We start from the raw sequence: 16,757 nt of genomic DNA, 5'->3' as shown, positions 1-16,757 counted from the left end.
CCTCAGTCGAGCACGGCGATGCCGTCGATCTCGACCATGGCCTGCTCGTCCCAGAGCCTGGCCGCTCCGACGACGGCCATCGCCGGGTACTCGCGCCCGGCCAGCCTCCGCCAGATGGCGCCCAGTTCGGGGGCGTGGGCACGGTAGTCGGCCACGTCGGTGGCGTAGACGGTGACCCTCGCAAGGGCTGTCGGGGCGCCGCCCGCCGCACGCAGGGCTGTCAGCAGATTCCCCAGAGCCGTCTCGAACTGCTCGGGAAGCGTGGAGCCGACGACCTTCCCGTCGCCGTCCAGCGCGGTCTGGCCGGCCAGGAAGACCAGCCGGCCGCCGGTGGCCGTGACGGCGTGCGAGAAGCCGGTGGGAGGGGAGAGCTCGGCGGGGTTGATCCGGGTGATCGGATTCATGCGGGGGTCTCCTGTGTCGCGTACAGCTCCCTGGCGATGACGGTGCGCTGCACCTCGGTGGCTCCCTCGTAGATCCGGGGCGCGCGGACCTCCCGGTAGAGGTGTTCCAGCAGGTGCCCCCGGCGCAGGGCCCGGGCGCCGTGCAGCTGGACCGCCGCGTCGACGACGTACTGCGCGGTCTCGGTGGCGTACAGCTTGGCCATTGCGGCGCGCCGGGGCACGCCCGGCTCCCCGGCGTCGTGGGCCGCGGCCGCCGCGTACACCAGGAGCCTGGCCGCCTCGGTGCGGGTCGCCATCTCCGCGACCTGGTGCGAGACGGCCTGGAGGTCCTTGAGCGGGGCTCCGAAGGCGCTGCGGTGCGTGGTGTGTTCCAGGGTGGCGTCGAGGGCGGCGCGCGCCATCCCGACGGCGAACGCTCCGACGCTGGGCCGGAAGAGGTTCAGGGTGTCCATGGCTACCCGGAAGCCACGGCCGGGTTCTCCGAGAACGTCCTCGGCCGTCACCGGCACGCCGTCGAAGTCCAGCGCTCCGACGGGGTGCGGGGAGAGCATGTCCAGGGCCGTTCCGGTGAGCCCGGGGCGATCGGCCGGGACGAGGAAAGCCGTGACGCCCCGCGCTCCGGCACCCTCGCCCGTCCTTGCGAAGACCGTGTAGAAGTCCGCCTCGGGGGCGTTGGAGATCCAGCACTTCTCGCCGGTGAGCCGCCAGCCGTGCCCGTCGGCGGCGGGCCGTGCGGCAAGGGCGAGCGCCGCCGCGTCGGACCCGGCACCCGGCTCGCTGAGCGCGAATGCGGCAACGGCACGGCCCGAGCGCACCTCGGGGAGCCACCGCGCGCGCTGGGCCTCGGTGCCCGCCCGGCGGACCGGACCGGCTCCGAGGCCCTGGAGCGCGAGTGCGGTCTCCGCCTCGGTACAGCCGCGCGCCAGCGATTCGCGCATCAGGCAGAGATCGAGTGCTCCCGAGCCGAGGAGCCGGTCCAGGAGCCCGAACCCTCCGAGGGCGGCGACGAGCGGACGGTTGACCTGGCCGGGCTCGCCCTTCTCGGCAAGGGGCCGGAGCTCGTCACGGGCGAGGGTGTACAGCTCGTCGCACCAGGCGGTTTGACCGGGATCGAGGGAGAATGCCGTCATGCCGGCGCCTCTCTTGTCACGACTTATCGCGGACCGTTGACTACCGTCACTCAAACGATACGCTCCAAGGGCGACAAGGGGGCGATGCTTCATGAAGCCGTCAGGTACCGCGAGCGCGCACACCGACACCTTCGCGCGCGACCACCTCCCATCCGCCGAGGACCGGCCCGAGCTGGTCTTCGACCTCCCCGAACTGGCCTACCCCGACCGGCTGAACTGCGGATACGAGCTGCTCGACCGCACCGCCGACCGCTTCGGCCCCGAGCGCCCCGCCTTCCGGAACGCCGACGGCAACGTCTGGAGCTACGGGGAGCTGCGCGACCGGGTGGACCGCATCACCCAGGTGCTCAGCCACGACCTGGGCGTCGTCCCCGGCAACCGCGTACTGCTGCGCGGCCCCACCACGCCCTATCTCGCGGCCTGCTGGCTCGCCGTGATGAAGGCCGGCGCGATCGCCGTTACGGTGCTGGACCGGCAACGGCCGGCGGAGCTCGCCACGATCTGCTCCATCGCCCGCGTCGGCCACGCCCTGTGCGACATCAGGTCGGTGGACGACCTGCTCGCGGCCGAGGTGCCCGGCCTGCGCGTCACGACGTACGGGGGCGGCTCCCCAGGTGATCTGACGGAGCTCGCGGCGGCCCGCCCGGGGCCCTGCCGGCCGGTGGACACCGCCGCGGACGACATCGCGCTCATCGCGTTCACCTCGGGCACCACCGGCCGGCCCAAAGGGTGCATGCACGCGCACCGCGACGTACTGGCCGTCGCCGACACCTTCGCCCGCCACGTCCTGCGGCCCGGTCCCGACGACGTGTTCGCGGGAAGTCCGCCGCTCGGCTTCACCTTCGGGCTCGGGGGGCTGGTCATCTTCCCGCTGCGGGCCGGCGCCTCGTCCCTGCTGCTGGAACAGGCCGGTCCCGAGCAGCTGCTGCCCGCACTCGCGGCGCACCGGGTCTCCGTCCTGTTCACCGCGCCGACCGCGTACCGCCTGATGCTCGGCGCACTCGACGGCCACGACCTGTCCGCGCTGCGCCGCTGCGTCTCGGCCGGGGAGAACCTCCCCGCCGCGACCTGGCGGTCCTGGTACGAGCGGACGGGGCTGCGCATCATCAACGGCATCGGGGCCACCGAGCTGCTGCACATCTTCGTCTCGGCGGCCGACGGGGCGATCCGGCCCGGCACCACCGGCGTCCCCGTGCCCGGCTGGCGGGCGCGCGTGGTGGGCGACGACGGCGGGGAACTGCCCGACGGGGAACCCGGCCTGCTGGCCGTGCGTGGTCCGGTCGGCTGCCGGTATCTGGCCGACGACCGTCAGCGGGAGTACGTGCGCCACGGCTGGAACATCACCGGCGACACCTATGTCCGCGAGCCCGACGGCTACTTCCGCTACGTCGCACGCGCCGACGACATGATCATCTCCGCCGGGTACAACATCGCCGGCCCCGAGGTCGAGGAGGCCCTCCTGCGCCACCCCGACGTGGCCGAGGCGGCGGTGGTGGGCCGGGCCGACGAACTGCGCGGGCAGATCGTGGCCGCGTACGTCGTGCCGCGCGAGGGCGCCCTGCTGTCGGCCGATGAGCTGCGCGCCCATATGAAGGCCGAGTTGGCGCCGCACAAGTGCCCGCGCGCCATCGAATTCCTGCCCGCGCTCCCGAGGACCGCGACGGGAAAGCTCCAGCGCTTCCTGCTGCGCGGCACCGCCGCTCACGAGTGATCACGTGCCCCGCCGTCTCCGCCCCGGAGGCCGAGGTCCGTCCGTGCGTCAGCGCGTCCGGCGGTCCAGGAGCCGCCCGTCGAAATCGGGATGCTTCAGGGGCGGGTGAACCGACAGGATGGAGCATGACCTGGACCTTCACCGATGACGTCGACGCGTTCCTGGACGCGGCCGGAGCTTCCCTGGCCGCGCGGCCCGCCGAGAACAGCCTGCTGTTGACCGTCACGGCCACGCTGCGGGACAGCGGGCCACAGGCCTACGGGGCGGAGCCTCCGGTGCTCGGCTGGTGGCGCGGCGCGGACGGCGAGGTGGCCGGGGCTCTCGTGCATACGCCGCCCTTCCCGCCGATCCTGGGCACGGCGTCCCCCGAAGCGATCGCCGCGCTGCCCGACGCCCTCCCGCTGCCCGGCATCAACGCGGACCGCGAGGCCGCGACGCTCCTGGCCGCCCGCTGGCCACGGCACCGGGTGGACGAGGAGCACCGGCTGTACAGGCTGGGCACGTCGGTACCGCCCAGCCCCGGCCCGGCCGGGGCGCCCCGGACCGCCACCACCGACGACCGGGCGCTGCTGGTCGGCTGGATTCGCGCCTTCGGTGAGGAGACCGGCCGGTCCGGCGACCGGGCCGAACGGATCGTGGACGAACGCACGGCGCACGGAGGGCTGACCCTCTGGGAGACCCGCGGGGAGCCGGTTTCGATGGCGGGCGTCTCGCGCGGGATCGCGGGCACGGTGCGGGTGGTGACCGTCTACACCCCGCCGGAACACCGGCGCCGGGGCTACGCGGCGGCGGTGACGGCGGAGGTCGGCCGGGCGGCGCGGGAGTCGGGGGCCGGAGAGGTGCTGCTCTTCACGGACCTCGCGAATCCGACGAGCAACGGCGTGTACCGGCGCATCGGTTACGAGCCAGTCGGTGACCGGCTGCTGATCACGGCGGAGCCGGAGTGACGGCCGGCGACGGCCCGTCCGCCGAGCAGGCATGGCTCGTCGCCGCGAACGTCGTGCGGTGGCGGCGTTACGGGGAGGGCGGCCAGGAACTGCGGCCGGGCACCAAGTCCTACCGGGGCGGCTCCAAGGTGCATGTGATCGGGACCTACCCGGGGGCGGCCCACGAGCAGCTGACCACGATCGGACGCGGGCGGCACACCGGCACGTACATCACGATCGACATGGCGACGCACAACCTGCACAACTTCAGGGCGGTTCCCGTCCACAGCCCGACCGTGCTGCGACTGTGCGAGGAGGCGGCCGCGGGCGGCTGCCGGACGGGCCGCCAGGAAGCCGAGGCGCTCGCGGTGCTCCTCGGCAGGCTGTCCGTCGAGTACCGGACGACCCGGTGATCGGCTCCGCATCCCACGCCGTGCCGCTGCCACGAGTGCCTGACGCTCAGTTCAGCGTGAGACGGGGCTTCGGGGCGTCGGTGCGGCCCGTCGGCGGAGTGCGGCTGCCCGCGCGGTACGGGAGCGGCCAGGAGACGCCCGGTCCCGCGTAGCCCTGCTCGGCCGCCGCGTGCAGCGTCCAGTGCGGGTCGTACAGATGGGGGCGGGCCAGGGCGCAGAGGTCGGCGCGGCCGGCGAGCAGCAGCGAATTCACGTCGTCCCACGAGGAGATGGCGCCGACGGCGATGACGGGCACCCCCAGTGCGTTGCGGATCCGGTCGGCGTACGGGGTCTGGTACGAGCGGCCGTACTCGGGGCGTTCCTCCGGGACGACCTGGCCGGTGGAGACGTCGATGGCGTCCGCGCCGTGGGAGGCGAAGGCGTGGGCGGCAGCCAGGGCGTCCTCGTCGCTCGTGCCGCCCTGTGCCCAGTCGGTGGCGGAGACGCGTACGGTCATGGGCCGGTCCTCGGGCCACACGTCACGGACCGCGTCGAAGACCTCCAGGGGGAAACGGAGGCGGTTCTCCAGGGACCCGCCGTAGGCGTCGGTGCGCAGGTTGGTGAGCGGGGAGAGGAAGCCGGAGAGCAGGTAGCCGTGGGCGCAGTGAAGTTCGAGCAGGTCGAAGCCGGAGCGGGCGGCCCGTAGCGCGGCCTCGGTGAACCGCTCCCGGACCGCGTCCATCCCGGCCCTGTCCAGCGCCTGCGGGATCTGGTTGACGCCCTGCGCGTACGGGAGGGGTGAGGCGGCGCTGAGGGGCCAGTTGCCGTCGTCCAGCGGCTGGTCGATGCCCTCCCACATCAGCCGGGTGGAGCCCTTGCGGCCGGAGTGGCCCAGCTGGACGCCGATCGCGGCGCCCGGGGCCGCGTCGTGGACGAAGCGCGTGATCCTGGTCCAGGCCTCGGCCTGTTCATCGGTCCACAGTCCGGCGCAGCCGGGTGTGATGCGGCCCTCGGGGCTCACACAGACCATCTCGGTCATGACGAGACCGGCGCCGCCGAGCGCGCGGGCGCCGAGGTGGACGAGGTGGAAGTCGCCGGGCATCCCGTCGGCTGCGGAGTACATGTCCATGGGCGAGACGACGACACGGTTGCGGAGTTCGAGGCCGCGCAGCCGCAGCGGGGTGAACATCGGCGGGGTGCCCGGCGGGCAGCCGAAATCCGCCTCCACCGCCTCGGTGAAGGCGGGATCGCGCAGCCGCAGGTTGTCGTGGGTGACGCGACGGCTGCGGGTGAGGAGGTTGAAGGCGAACCGCCGGGGGGACTGGCCCACGTATCCCGGGAGTTCCTCGAACCAGCGCAGGCTGGCAGCGGCGGCGCGCTGGGTGGACAGGACCACGGGGCGGCGTTCGGCCTCGTACGCGGCGAGGGCGGTGGGCAGGTCCGGCTGTTCCTCGACGCAGGCGGCCAGGGCGAGGGCGTCCTCGACGGCGAGTTTGGTGCCGGAGCCGATGGAGAAGTGGGCGGTGTGGGCGGCGTCGCCGATGAGGACCGTCCTGCCGTGCGACCAGCGGGCGTTGGTGACGGTGGCGAAGGTGAGCCAGGAGGACCTGTTGGAGCGCAGCGGCCGGCCGCCGAGTGCCTCGGCGAAGACCTTGGCACAGCGTTCGGCCGACTGCGGGGTGCCGCAGGTGTCGAGGCCGGCTGCCCGCCAGACCTCTTCACGCATCTCGACGATGACGGTGGAGGCGCCGGGCCCGTCCGCCGACCTGGTCGAGGAGTCGTGGCCGGGCGACGGGCGGGAGAAGGGGTAGGCGTGCATCTGCATCACGCCGTACTCGGTCTCGGCGATCTCGAAGCGGAAGGCGTCGAACGCGAAGTCTGCGGCAAGCCAGATGTAGCGGTTGCGATGGTCGGTGACCGTGGGGCGGAAGTGACGGGCATGGGCTTCGCGGGTGGCACTGTGCACACCGTCGGCGGCGATGACCAGGTCGTGGCGGGCGGCGAGCTCGGCGGCGGGTGGCGCCCCGGTCCGGAATCGGAGCCGTACGCCGAGGGCCGCGCAGCGCTCGTGAAGGATCCGCAGCAGCGTGCGGCGGCCGAGTGCGGCGAAGCCGTGTCCGCCGGACGTCTGGGTGGTGCCCCGGTGCACGACGTCGATGGTGTCCCAGCGGACGAACGCGTCGCTCAGTGCCCGGTACACGACCGGGTCGGCGTGTTCGATGCCACCGAGCGTCTCGTCGGAGAGGACCACGCCGAAGCCGAAGGTGTCCTCGGGGGCGTTGCGCTCCCACACGGTGACCTCGCGGCCGGGGTCCAGGCGCTTGAGGAGGGCCGCGGCGTAGAGCCCGCCGGGTCCGCCGCCGATGACCGCGATCCGCCTCGTGTCCGAGGGGGGCATCGCGCTACCTTCCCCGCCACTTCGGCGGCCGATTCTCGGTGAAGGCGGCGTGGAATTCGGCGTAGTCCTCGCCGTGCATCAGGAGGGCCTGTGTGGCGGCGTCCATCTCCACCGATGCGGCGAGCGGCATGTCGAGCTCGGCGGTGAGCAGCGCCTTCGTCTGGGCCAGGGCGAGAGCGGGCCCGTCCGCGAGCCGCCTGGCCAGGGCTGCGGCGCGGGTGTCGGCCTCCCCTTCACCGGTCAGCTCGCTGATCAGTCCGATGCGCTCGGCCTCGGGGGCGCGGACGTGCTCGCCGAGCATCAGGATCCGCGTGGCGTGCCCCAGGCCGACGACACGGGGCAGGAGGTAGGCGGCGCCCATGTCGCCGCCGGACAGGCCGACGGCGGTGAAGAGGAAGGCGAAACGCGCGGAGGGGGCGGCGACCCGGAAGTCGGCCGCCAGGGCGAGGACGGCCCCGGCTCCGGCGGCCACTCCGTGGACGGCGGCGATCACAGGGAAGGGGCACTCGCGAAGGGCCCGCACGACCTGCCCGGTCATCCGGTTGAAGTCGAGGAGCTGCGCGGTGTCCATCGCGAGCGTGGCGCCGATGATCTCGTCCACGTCACCGCCGGAGCAGAAACCGCGCCCCTCACCGGCGAGCACCAGGGCGCGCACGGAACGTTCCCGGGAGAGTTCGGCGAGCAGGTCGCGCAGGTCGGCGTACGCACCGAAGGTGAGCGCGTTGAGCTTTTCGGGGCGGGCGAGCGTGACGGTCGCCACGCCGTCGTCCGTGGTCAGGCGCAGATGCTTCCAGCGCTCCGTGCGCGGGGCGGAGCCGGTGAACGGGCTCATGGGAGGGTCCCCTCCAGCCGTCGGGCTGCTGCTGATGCGCTTCGAAGTTATCACCCGCCCGTGACTTCCGTCATGAGGGCGCGATAGTCCGGCGCGCCACTGTGGCGAAGGTCCCTTTTGTGCCGGTCGGCCGCCTCTATGTCTGTGGCGTCGCGCTTCGTATGGTTGGTCGCAGGAAGTCCTGGTGCAGGACTCGTACCCTCCGGCGACGGAGGGCGCGTCCCGGAGGCAGCCGCCCCGCGACACAGGTCCGCTGCCGGATGTCTCGCTCCCGAACGGAAACCCCCGCCTTGCCGCCCGACGTCCCCGCTCCACCGCCGCCCTCGTGGCGTCTCGCCCTGCCGCACTCCACGGCCGCCGTACCGATCGCCCGCGCCCTCGTACGCACCGCGCTGGCCGACCTCGACGCGCCCGCGGACAGCGACACCGCCGAGCTGCTGACCGCCGAGCTGGTCGCCAACGCCGTCGAGCACACCGACGGCTCGGGACCCATCGAGCTGGTGGTCGAGCTTCTCGCGTCCGGCTGCCAGGTGGAGGTCCACGACCACGACCCGGGGCCGCCCGGGGACCTGTCCCGCCTGCTGCCCGGCAGCACGCCGGATCCGTGGCAGGAGCACGGCCGGGGGCTGCTCCTGATCCGGGCCCTGAGCTCCGCCTGCGGTCACCGCCCCACCGAGCACGGCAAGGCGGTCTGGTTCACCCTCCGGTCGAACCCGACGCCGTCCGGTCCTGCGGTGCCCCGGGGCTGACGAGCCGGGAGCGGCTGCGGCTGTACCCCGCGTACACCAGGGCGCCCACCGCGAGGAACACGAAGAACTGCAGCCAGGTCGTCCAGCCCGTCCCGTACATCAGGTACAGGCAGAATCCGACGCCCAGGATCGGGCTGACGGGGTAGAGCGGTACCCGGAACGAGCGCTTCAGCTCCGGGTTGCGGCGGCGCAGCGCGATGACGGCGACGTTGACCACCGCCATGGTCGCGAGCGTGCCGATGGTCGTCAGGTTCACGACGACGTCGAGGGACGAGAACGCGGCCGGGACGGCGAAGACGAGGGCCACGATCCAGGTGTTGGCGACCGGCGTGTGAGTCTTCGGCGACACCCGTTCGAACACCCGGGGGATCAGCCCGTCGCGGGACATCGACATCAGGATCCGGGTCTGGCCGTACATCACCGCGAGGACGACGGACGCGATGGCCACGACCGCGCCGAAGGCGATGATCCCGCCGCCGACGCTCGACCCGGTGACCTTGTCGACGACCAGCGAGAGAGCGGCCGGCTTGTCGGACACGGCGTCCGCACCCAGTGCGCCGATGGCCCCGAGGGCGACCGCGCAGTAGAGCAGCGTGACCACTCCGATGCAGATCATGATCGCGATCGGGATGTTCCGGCGAGGGTTCCTGACCTCCTCGCCCGCGGTGGTGATGGCGTCGAAGCCGATGTAGGAGAAGAACGCCACGGACGCGCCGGCGGTCACACCCGCCATGCCGTGCGGGGCGAAGGGCGAGAGGTGGCCGTCCTCGAACGCGGTGAAGGCGATCACGCAGAACGCGACGAGGATGCCGATCTTCAGCACCGCCATCGCCGCCGTCGCCCCCGCGCTCTCCCTGATGCCGCGCACCAGCAGGGTGGCCGCCATCATGACGACGACGACCGCCGGCAGATTGATCACGCCGCCGTCGCCGGGTCCCGAGGAGAGCGCCGCCGGCAGGTCCCAGCCGATGAGGCTGTTGAGCAGCTCGTTGACGTACTGGCTCCACCCGACCGCGACGGCGGAGACCGAGACGCCGTACTCCAGCAGGAGGCACCAGCCGACGAGGAACGCGACCCGCTCCCCGAGCGTGGCGTAGGCGAACGAGTAGGAGCTGCCGGAGACCGGGATGGCTCCGCCCAGCTCGGCGAACGAGAAGGCGGTGAAGATGCAGGTGATCGCCGCGAGGACGAACGAGACCACCACCGCGGGGCCCGCCTCGGCGACACTGTCGGACAGTCCGACGAAGATGCCGGTACCCACGATCGCCCCGACGCCGAAGCACACGAGCTGGAACAGCCCCATGGTGCGCCGCAGACCGTGCCCTTCCAGGTCGGATCCGGACTCGGCGAGCAGCAGGTCGGGGCTCTTGATGCGCGCCCGGGTCCTGCGTGAGGAGCTTGGCGGGGTGGGGGAGGCGGAGCTCATGGGGGGACGGGTTCTCTTCTCTGGCGGTGCGGGGGAACTGAGCCTGTGGGGGGCCCGCGCATGGGTCCGTGCTCCGGGGCGAGCACATGAAAAGGGGTTCGGACGTGCGAGCCCGAACCCCACCAAGTAGCACCATCGTAGCCACTTGCACGCATGTTCACCCAATCGGGCGCATTTTCATGCGGTCTGCGCGCCGCCCGCCAGCGTGGCGACGAGTACCGCCTTGATCGTGTGCATCCGGTTCTCCGCCTCGTCGAAGACGACCGAGTGCGGGGACTCGAAGACCTCGTCGGTGACCTCCAGCTCCGCCAGCCCGTACCGCTGGTGGATCTCCCTGGCGACCTTCGTACCGAGGTCGTGGTAGGCCGGGAGACAGTGCATGAACTTCACGTCGTCGTTGCCCGTCGCGCGCAGGACGTCCATGGTCACGGCGTAGGGCGCGAGGGAGGTGATGCGCTCGTCCCAGACCTCCTTGGGCTCTCCCATCGAGACCCAGACGTCGGTGACGACGAAGTCCGCCCCCCGGACGCCCTCGGCGATGTCGTCGGTGAGGGTGACGCGCGCGCCACTGGCCTCCGCGAGCGCGTGGGCCCGGTCCACGACCTCCTTCGCCGGCCGGTAGGCGGCGGGCGCGACGATCCGGACGTCCATGCCGAGCAGGGCGCCGGTGACCAGGTAGGAGTTGCCCATGTTGAAGCGGGCGTCGCCCAGGTAGGCGAAGGTGATCTCCTCCAGGGGCTTCTGGCTGTGCTCGGTCATCGTGAGGATGTCGGCGAGCATCTGGGTCGGGTGCCAGTCATCGGTGAGTCCGTTGAAGACGGGCACACCACCGTGGGCCGCCAGCTCCTCGACGGCCTGCTGGCTGTCGCCCCGGTACTCGATGCCGTCGAACATACGGCCGAGCACACGAGCGGTGTCCTTCACCGACTCCTTGTGTCCCATCTGGGAGCCGGAGGGGTCGAGGTAGGTCGTGGACGCGCCCTGGTCGGCAGCGGCCACCTCGAATGCGCAGCGGGTGCGCGTCGAGGTCTTCTCGAAGATCAGAGCGATGTTCCTGCCGCGCAGCCGCTGCACCTCCTCGCCCGCCTTCTTGGCGGCCTTGAGCTCGGCGGACAGGGAGACCAGGCCGCGGAACTCCTCGGCCGTGAAGTCCAGCTCCTTGAGGAAATGGCGGCCTGTGAGGTCTATGGCCATGGTGACTGCTCCTGGGTCGGGCTGGGGGCACGCGGACGATTACCCTGGAAGTCTATACGAGGCACCGTATTGCTATACAGGCACTCGGGCCCTGCTTCTTCCTCCGGCGCGGCACACCGCCGTCCGTCCGCCGTGCCCCGTCCGGCTCCGCCGCCTCGCACACGACTCACACCGGATCGCGCACCACGGGGCAGCTCATGCAGCGCGGACCGCCCCGGCCGCGTCCCAGCTCGCTGCCACGGATCTCGATGACCTCGATGCCTTCCTTGCGCAGATACGTGTTGGTCGTGGCGTTGCGCTCGTACGCGACGACGACCCCGGGCTCCACCGCCAGCACGTTGCAGCCGTCGTCCCACTGCTCCCGCTCGGCGGCGTGCACGTCCTGGGTGGCGGTGAGCACCCGGATCGCGTCGAGGCCGAGCGCGGCGGCGACGGCCCGGTGCATGTGCTGGGGCGGATGATCGGTGACCTTCAGCTCACGCGGGCCGGTGCCGGGCTCGATGGTGTACGAGCGGAGCATGCCGAGCCCGGCGTACTTGGTGAAGGTGTCGCCGTCGATCATCGTCATCACCGTGTCGAGATGCATGAACGCCCGGCTCTTGGGCATGTCGAGCGCCACGATCGTCCGGGCCGACCCCGCGTCGAAGAGCCCTCGGGCCAGCATCTCCACGGCCTGGGGGGTGGTGCGTTCACTCATCCCGATCAGGACGGCGCCCCGTCCGATGACGAGGACGTCGCCGCCCTCGATGGTGGACGGGTAGTCGTCCTGGCCCTCCGACCAGTGGTGGAAGACGCCCGCCTCCGGGCCGGTGAAGAGGGGGTGGTGCCGGTAGATCGCCTCGAAGTGCACGGTCTCGCGCTGCCTGGCCGGCCAGCGCATCGCGTTGATGGACACACCGTCGTAGATCCAGGCGGAGGTGTCCCGGGTGAAGATGTGATTGGGCAGCGGGCTGAGCAGGAAGTCGTCCAGATCCATGACGTGGAAGCGGACGGAGGTCGGTTCGGCGTGCCGCTCCAGGAACTCCCGCTTCGTCATGCCCCCGACCAGGGCCTCGGCCAGCTCCGCGGCGGACAGCTCCTCGAAAGCGGCGCGCAGATGCTCGGTGGCGAGCGGGCCGTACTCCTTCTCCGCGAAGACACGGTCGAGGACGAGTCGCCTCGCGACCGGGATGTCGAGGGACTCCCGCAGCAGGTCGCCGAAGAGATGCACCTCCACACCTCGGTCGCGCAGCACGTCGGCGAAGCCGTCGTGCTCCTCCCTGGCACGGCGCACCCACAGCACGTCGTCGAACAGGAGCGCGTCCTTGTTGCTGGGGGTGAGCCGCTTCAGCTCCAGATCGGGGCGGTGCAGGATGACGCGGCGCAGCCGCCCGGCCTCGGAATCGACATGGAATCCCATGCCTTCATCCTCACCACGCGGGACGCCGTTCACCCTGCGAACCGCCACCCGATTCCGGCCGGGCCGTTCTACAGCCGGGGGTCGACGGGCTCCGACTCCAGGGCCAGGACCGCGAAGACCGCCTCGTGGATCCTCCACAGCGGCTCCCCGTCGGCCAGCCGGTCGAGCGCTTCGAGACCCAGCGCGTACTCCCGCAGTGCCAGCGACCGCTTGTGGCCGAGGAAGCGGGAACGCAGGCGCTCCAGATTCTCCGGCCGCGTGTACTCGGGACCGTAGATGATCCGCAGGTACTCCCGGCCGCGCACCTTGATGCCCGGCTGGACGAGCCTGTCCTTCGCGTCCCGGACGAGGGCGCCGAGCGGCTTCACGACCATGCCCTCGCCGCCACGTCCGGTCATCTCCAGCCACCAGTCGGTGCCGGAGCGCACGGAGGCCTCGTCACCCGTGTCGACGACGAGGCGCCGGGTGACCTGGAGCAGTCCGGTCGGGTCGTGCTCGACGAGACGGTCCAGCCATGCCAGCTGCTCGTCGTGCGGCACGGAGGCGAGCGAGCGGCCCTGCACGGCGAGGATCTGGAACGGCGCGAGCCGTACGCCGTCGAGCCCCTCGGTGCTCCAGCAGTAGCGGCGGTACGCCTCCGTGAAGGCGGCGGCGTCCTCGGCACGCCCCTGCTGACGGCCGGCGAGGGCGCCGACGTCGACACCACGGGCGGCCGCCGCGGCCAAGGCCTCGTCCGCCACGGGCAGGACCGCCCCGGCGGCCGCGCCCACCGCCGCGTACTGCGATCGCAGCAGCCCGGCGGCCTTGAGGGACCAGGGCATCAGCTCGGCGTCGAGGACCACCCAGTCGGTGTTCCACTCCTCCCAGAGCCCGGCGGCGGTGACTGCCGCGCGCAGCCGGCCGAGGACGACCTCGGTGAGTGCCGTGTCGTCCAGGAAGGGCCGCCCGGTGCGGGTGTGGAGGGCGCCGGTGGGCCCGTCCACACCGAAGCGCTCGCGGGCGGCACCGGCGTCGCGGCAGACCAGCGCCACGGCGCGCGAGCCCATGTGCTTCTCCTCGCAGACGACCTTGGCGACGCCGTCCGCGCGGTACTGCGCGAAGGCCTCGGCCGGATGCTCCAGGAAGCCCTCCTCCTGGGATGTCGCCGTCGGAGCCATGGTCGGCGGGAGGTAGGCCAGCAGTCTGGGGTCGACGGCGAAGCGGCTCATGACCTCGAGCGCCGCGGCCGCGTTCTCCTCACGCACCGCGACGCGGCCCATGTGACGGGTCTCCACGATGCGCCGGCCCTGCACGTCGGCGAGGTCGAGCGGCCGGCCCTCCCGGCCTCCCGGCGCCTCGGTGGTCAGCGGCTTCACCGGCTCGTACCAGACGCGCTCGGCCGGTACGTCGACGATCTCGCGCTCCGGCCAGCGCAGGGCGGTCATCTTCCCGCCGAAGACCGCCCCGGTGTCCAGGCAGAGGGTGTTGTTCACCCAGGAGGCGGTGGGCACCGGCGTGTGGCCGTAGACCACCGCGGCACTGCCCCGGTAGTCCTCGGCCCACGGGTAGCGCACGGGCAGGCCGAATTCGTCCGTCTCGCCGGTCGTGTCCCCGTAGAGCGCGTGCGAACGGACCCGTCCGGAGGTGCGCCCGTGGTACTTCTCGGGCAGCCCGGCGTGGCAGACGACGAGCTTGCCCCCGTCCAGGACGTAGTGGCTGACCAGTCCGTCGATGAACTCCGCCACCTGCTTGCGGAACTCGGGGTGCTCGGCGTCCTCCCTCTCCAGCTGCTCCACGGTCTCGGCGAGACCGTGGCTGTGCTGGACCTTGCGTCCCTTGAGGTAACGGCCGAGCTTGTTCTCGTGGTTGCCGGGTACGCACAGCGCGTCGCCCGACGCCACCATGGACATGACGCGGCGCAGGACACCGGGGCTGTCGGGGCCGCGGTCGACGAGGTCGCCGACGAACACGGCGGTACGGCCCTCCGGGTGCTTGCCGTCCTTGTAGCCCAGTCTGCTGAGCAGGGTGTCCAGCTCGGAGCTGCAGCCGTGGATGTCGCCGATGACGTCGAACGGGCCGGTGAGGTGCCGCAGGTCGTTGTAGCGGCGTTCCAGGACGACTTCGGCGGTGTCGGCCTCCTCCTCGGTGCGCAGGACGTGCACCTTGCGGAAGCCTTCGCGCTCCAGACCGCGCAGAGAGCGGCGCAGCTCGCGGCGGTGGCGCTGTACGACGTGCCGGGGCATGCCGGCGCGGTCGGGACGACCGGCGTTGCGCGCCTGGCAGAGCTCTTCCGGCAGGTCCAGGACGATGGCGATCGGCAGCACGTCGTACTGCCGGGCCAGCTGCACGAGCTGCTTGCGGCTCTCCTGCTGCACGTTGGTGGCGTCGACGACGGTGAGCCGGCCTGCGGCGAGGCGCTTGCCCGCGATGTAGTGCAGCACGTCGAAGGCGTCACGGCTGGCGCTCTGGTCGTTCTCGTCGTCGGCGACGAGCCCCCGGCAGAAGTCCGATGAGACGATCTCCGTCGGCTTGAAGTGCTTGCGGGCGAAGGTGGACTTGCCCGATCCGCTGGCGCCGATGAGGACGACGAGGGACAGGTCGGTCACCGGCAGCGTGCGAGAGGTACTGGTCATGCGGCCTTAGCCTCCTTCGTCGTTCCGTGGGCAGTGGTCCCGGGGGCGGCCGTCCTGGACCCAGCCGTCCCGGGGGCGGTGGTCCCGGGGGCGTGGGCCCCGGGGGCCGTGGTCATGGTGAACACGGCCATCTGTGTGGGAGGTCCCACCTCGGGGTCGTCCGGTCCGACGGGGACGAACTCCACCGTGTAGCCGTGGCGTGCTGCCACCTGGTCCGCCCAGCCCCGGAACTCCTCCCTGGTCCACTCGAAGCGGTGGTCGCCGTGGCGTACGTGCCCGGCCGGAAGCGTCTCCCAGCGGACGTTGTACTCGACGTTGGGCGTCGTCACCAGTACGGTCCGCGGGCGCGCCGAGCCGAACACGGCGTACTCCAGGGCGGGGAGCCGCGGCAGATCGAGGTGCTCGATCACCTCGCTCAGCACTGCGGCGTCGTACCCCTTCAGCTGCTTGTCGGTGTAGGTGAGCGCGCCCTGGCGGAGGGTGACCCGCCCGGCCTGCCGTTCGCCCATCCGGTCCAGCTTCAGCCGTCGTCCGGCCACGGTCAGGGCCCGCATCGACACGTCGACCCCGACGATCTCGGTGAAGCGAACGTCCTTCAGCAGAGCCTGCACCAACTGACCCTGACCGCAGCCCAGGTCGAGGACCCGGCTCGCCCCGGTGGCGCGCAGCGCCTCCAGGACCGCAGCACGGCGCTGCTCTGCGAGCGGCACCGGCTTCTCCTCCGTGTCGGTCGTCTCGTCCACCGCGTTGTCGACGCTCTCCACCTGGAGGTCGTCCGTCTCCGCCAGCCGCACCAGCTCCAGCCGCTCCGCCGCCTGCCGCATGAGTCCCCAGCGGCGGGAGAGATAGCGGCTGGTGATCAGATTCTGCTCGGGGTGTCCCACCAGCCAGCCCTCACCGGCCCGGAGCAGCTTGTCCACCTCGTCGGGGGCGACCCAGTAGTGCTTGGCGTCGTCGAGCACCGGCAGCAGCACATAGAGCTGGCGCAAGGCGTCCGCGAGCCGCAACTCCCCCTCCAGCACCAGGCGGACGTAGCGCGAGTCACCCCACTCCGGGAACTGCTCGTCCAGTGGTACGGCCACGGTGTCCACCCGTGTCCAGCCGAGCGGCGAGAAGAGCTTGTGCACCAGCGCCGCGCCCCCGCGTGCGGGCAGTGCGGGCACCTCGATCCGCAGCGGCAGCGGTTCCTGGGCCCGCCCCGGCATCGCCCGGCACACCGCGTTCAGCGCTGACTTGAACACCGTCGTCATCGCTACCGAGAGCAGCGACGACGCCGCGTACGGCCGGTCGTTGACGTACTGCGCGAGCGCCGCGTCGGGGGCTCCGCCCCGGCCCTTCCCCTTGCCGCGCCTCACCAGCGCCACCGGATCGACCTCCAGCAGCAGCGCGGCGGTACAGCGCTCCGTGGTCGCCTCTGGGTAGAAGACGTGGGCGGTGCCGTGCGAGGTGGAGAACGTCTGCGCCTTGTCGGGATGCTTGTGCAGCAGGTAGCCGAGATCGGTGGCGGGACGCTCAGGGGTGCCGGTCGTGCTGATAGTCAGGAACACGTGTCCGAGTATGGTCCGGCGACCTGTCTCCCACCAG

Annotated in this window: 13 protein-coding genes; 4 read left to right on the top strand and 9 right to left on the bottom strand. The window is 71.8% G+C overall.

The features are described 5' to 3' along the window. Positions 1 to 2: 2 nt before the first annotated feature. Positions 3 to 404, bottom strand: coding sequence for a RidA family protein (locus HED23_RS09880; RefSeq protein WP_203183028.1), 402 nt, complete (start codon positions 402 to 404; stop codon positions 3 to 5). Beyond that, positions 401 to 1,534, bottom strand: a complete 1,134-nt coding sequence (locus HED23_RS09875) for an acyl-CoA dehydrogenase family protein (protein WP_203183027.1) — start codon at positions 1,532 to 1,534, stop codon at positions 401 to 403. Before HED23_RS09875 ends, HED23_RS09880 begins: the two co-directional genes overlap by 4 nt. A 91-nt stretch (positions 1,535 to 1,625) precedes the next feature. Between HED23_RS09875 and HED23_RS09870 the strand changes: the two genes are divergently transcribed. The 3 genes from HED23_RS09870 to HED23_RS09860 all read left to right on the top strand — a co-directional run bounded on the left by HED23_RS09870 (position 1,626) and on the right by HED23_RS09860 (position 4,584). Next, complete coding sequence (locus HED23_RS09870) at positions 1,626 to 3,245, top strand: AMP-binding protein (RefSeq protein WP_203183026.1); 1,620 nt, start codon at positions 1,626 to 1,628, stop codon at positions 3,243 to 3,245. Positions 3,246 to 3,370: 125 nt separating this feature from the next. Continuing rightward, positions 3,371 to 4,192 carry a GNAT family N-acetyltransferase gene (locus HED23_RS09865; RefSeq protein ID WP_203183025.1) on the top strand — a complete coding sequence of 274 codons (822 nt, stop codon included), beginning with the start codon at positions 3,371 to 3,373 and terminating at the stop codon, positions 4,190 to 4,192. Next, the gene (locus HED23_RS09860) at positions 4,189 to 4,584 is read left to right on the top strand and encodes a hypothetical protein (RefSeq protein WP_203183024.1); all 396 of its coding nucleotides are present in this window, start codon (positions 4,189 to 4,191) and stop codon (positions 4,582 to 4,584) included. Before HED23_RS09865 ends, HED23_RS09860 begins: the two co-directional genes overlap by 4 nt. Positions 4,585 to 4,630: 46 nt before the next feature. On the opposite strand, the gene HED23_RS09855 is transcribed toward HED23_RS09860, so the two are convergent. Further along, a complete protein-coding gene (locus tag HED23_RS09855) occupies positions 4,631 to 6,961 on the bottom strand; it encodes a bifunctional salicylyl-CoA 5-hydroxylase/oxidoreductase (protein ID WP_203183023.1) in 2,331 nt (776 codons plus the stop codon). 4 nt (positions 6,962 to 6,965) lie between these two features. After that, positions 6,966 to 7,793 (bottom strand): enoyl-CoA hydratase family protein, encoded by an 828-nt coding sequence (locus HED23_RS09850; RefSeq protein WP_203183022.1) that lies wholly within the window; start codon positions 7,791 to 7,793, stop codon positions 6,966 to 6,968. Positions 7,794 to 8,083: 290 nt separating this feature from the next. Here HED23_RS09850 and HED23_RS09845 point away from each other — a divergent pair, with 290 nt between their 5' ends. After that, entirely contained in the window at positions 8,084 to 8,542 is a 459-nt protein-coding gene (locus HED23_RS09845; protein ID WP_203183021.1) for an ATP-binding protein, read from the top strand. Here HED23_RS09845 and HED23_RS09840 read toward each other — a convergent pair. The 5 genes from HED23_RS09840 to HED23_RS09820 form a co-directional block, all read right to left on the bottom strand. After that, positions 8,490 to 9,968, bottom strand: a complete 1,479-nt coding sequence (locus HED23_RS09840) for an amino acid permease (protein ID WP_203183020.1) — start codon at positions 9,966 to 9,968, stop codon at positions 8,490 to 8,492. The two genes, HED23_RS09845 and HED23_RS09840, sit on opposite strands and share 53 nt — an antisense overlap. A gap of 177 nt (positions 9,969 to 10,145) precedes the next feature. After that, positions 10,146 to 11,162: an ornithine carbamoyltransferase gene (argF, locus tag HED23_RS09835; RefSeq protein WP_203183019.1), complete on the bottom strand. Its 1,017-nt coding sequence runs from the start codon at positions 11,160 to 11,162 to the stop codon at positions 10,146 to 10,148. Between the two features lie 166 nt (positions 11,163 to 11,328). Continuing rightward, a complete protein-coding gene (locus HED23_RS09830) occupies positions 11,329 to 12,561 on the bottom strand; it encodes an arginine deiminase (RefSeq protein ID WP_203183018.1) in 1,233 nt (410 codons plus the stop codon). A 68-nt stretch (positions 12,562 to 12,629) separates the two neighbouring features. Continuing rightward, a complete protein-coding gene (locus HED23_RS09825; RefSeq protein ID WP_203183017.1) occupies positions 12,630 to 15,173 on the bottom strand; it encodes a polynucleotide kinase-phosphatase in 2,544 nt (847 codons plus the stop codon). Then, positions 15,170 to 16,720: a 3' terminal RNA ribose 2'-O-methyltransferase Hen1 gene (locus HED23_RS09820; protein WP_238441902.1), complete on the bottom strand. Its 1,551-nt coding sequence runs from the start codon at positions 16,718 to 16,720 to the stop codon at positions 15,170 to 15,172. The genes HED23_RS09825 and HED23_RS09820 overlap by 4 nt, the downstream gene beginning before the upstream one ends. Between the last annotated feature and the right edge of the window lie 37 nt (positions 16,721 to 16,757).

Source organism: Streptomyces pratensis (assembly GCF_016804005.1).
GTDB lineage: Bacteria > Actinomycetota > Actinomycetes > Streptomycetales > Streptomycetaceae > Streptomyces > Streptomyces pratensis_A.
Note: the sequence above shows the minus strand (reverse complement) of the source record. Positions and strands in the feature narration are given on the sequence as shown.

Coding starts and splice junctions, on each gene's coding strand:
- argF (WP_203183019.1), bottom strand. CDS start 11,162: ATGGCCATAGACCTCACAGGCCGCCATTTCCTCAAGGAGCTGGACTTC.
- HED23_RS09830 (WP_203183018.1), bottom strand. CDS start 12,561: ATGGGATTCCATGTCGATTCCGAGGCCGGGCGGCTGCGCCGCGTCATC.
- HED23_RS09825 (WP_203183017.1), bottom strand. CDS start 15,173: ATGACCAGTACCTCTCGCACGCTGCCGGTGACCGACCTGTCCCTCGTC.
- HED23_RS09850 (WP_203183022.1), bottom strand. CDS start 7,793: ATGAGCCCGTTCACCGGCTCCGCCCCGCGCACGGAGCGCTGGAAGCAT.
- HED23_RS09855 (WP_203183023.1), bottom strand. CDS start 6,961: ATGCCCCCCTCGGACACGAGGCGGATCGCGGTCATCGGCGGCGGACCC.
- HED23_RS09875 (WP_203183027.1), bottom strand. CDS start 1,534: ATGACGGCATTCTCCCTCGATCCCGGTCAAACCGCCTGGTGCGACGAG.
- HED23_RS09880 (WP_203183028.1), bottom strand. CDS start 404: ATGAATCCGATCACCCGGATCAACCCCGCCGAGCTCTCCCCTCCCACC.
- HED23_RS09870 (WP_203183026.1), top strand. CDS start 1,626: ATGAAGCCGTCAGGTACCGCGAGCGCGCACACCGACACCTTCGCGCGC.
- HED23_RS09840 (WP_203183020.1), bottom strand. CDS start 9,968: ATGAGCTCCGCCTCCCCCACCCCGCCAAGCTCCTCACGCAGGACCCGG.
- HED23_RS09865 (WP_203183025.1), top strand. CDS start 3,371: ATGACCTGGACCTTCACCGATGACGTCGACGCGTTCCTGGACGCGGCC.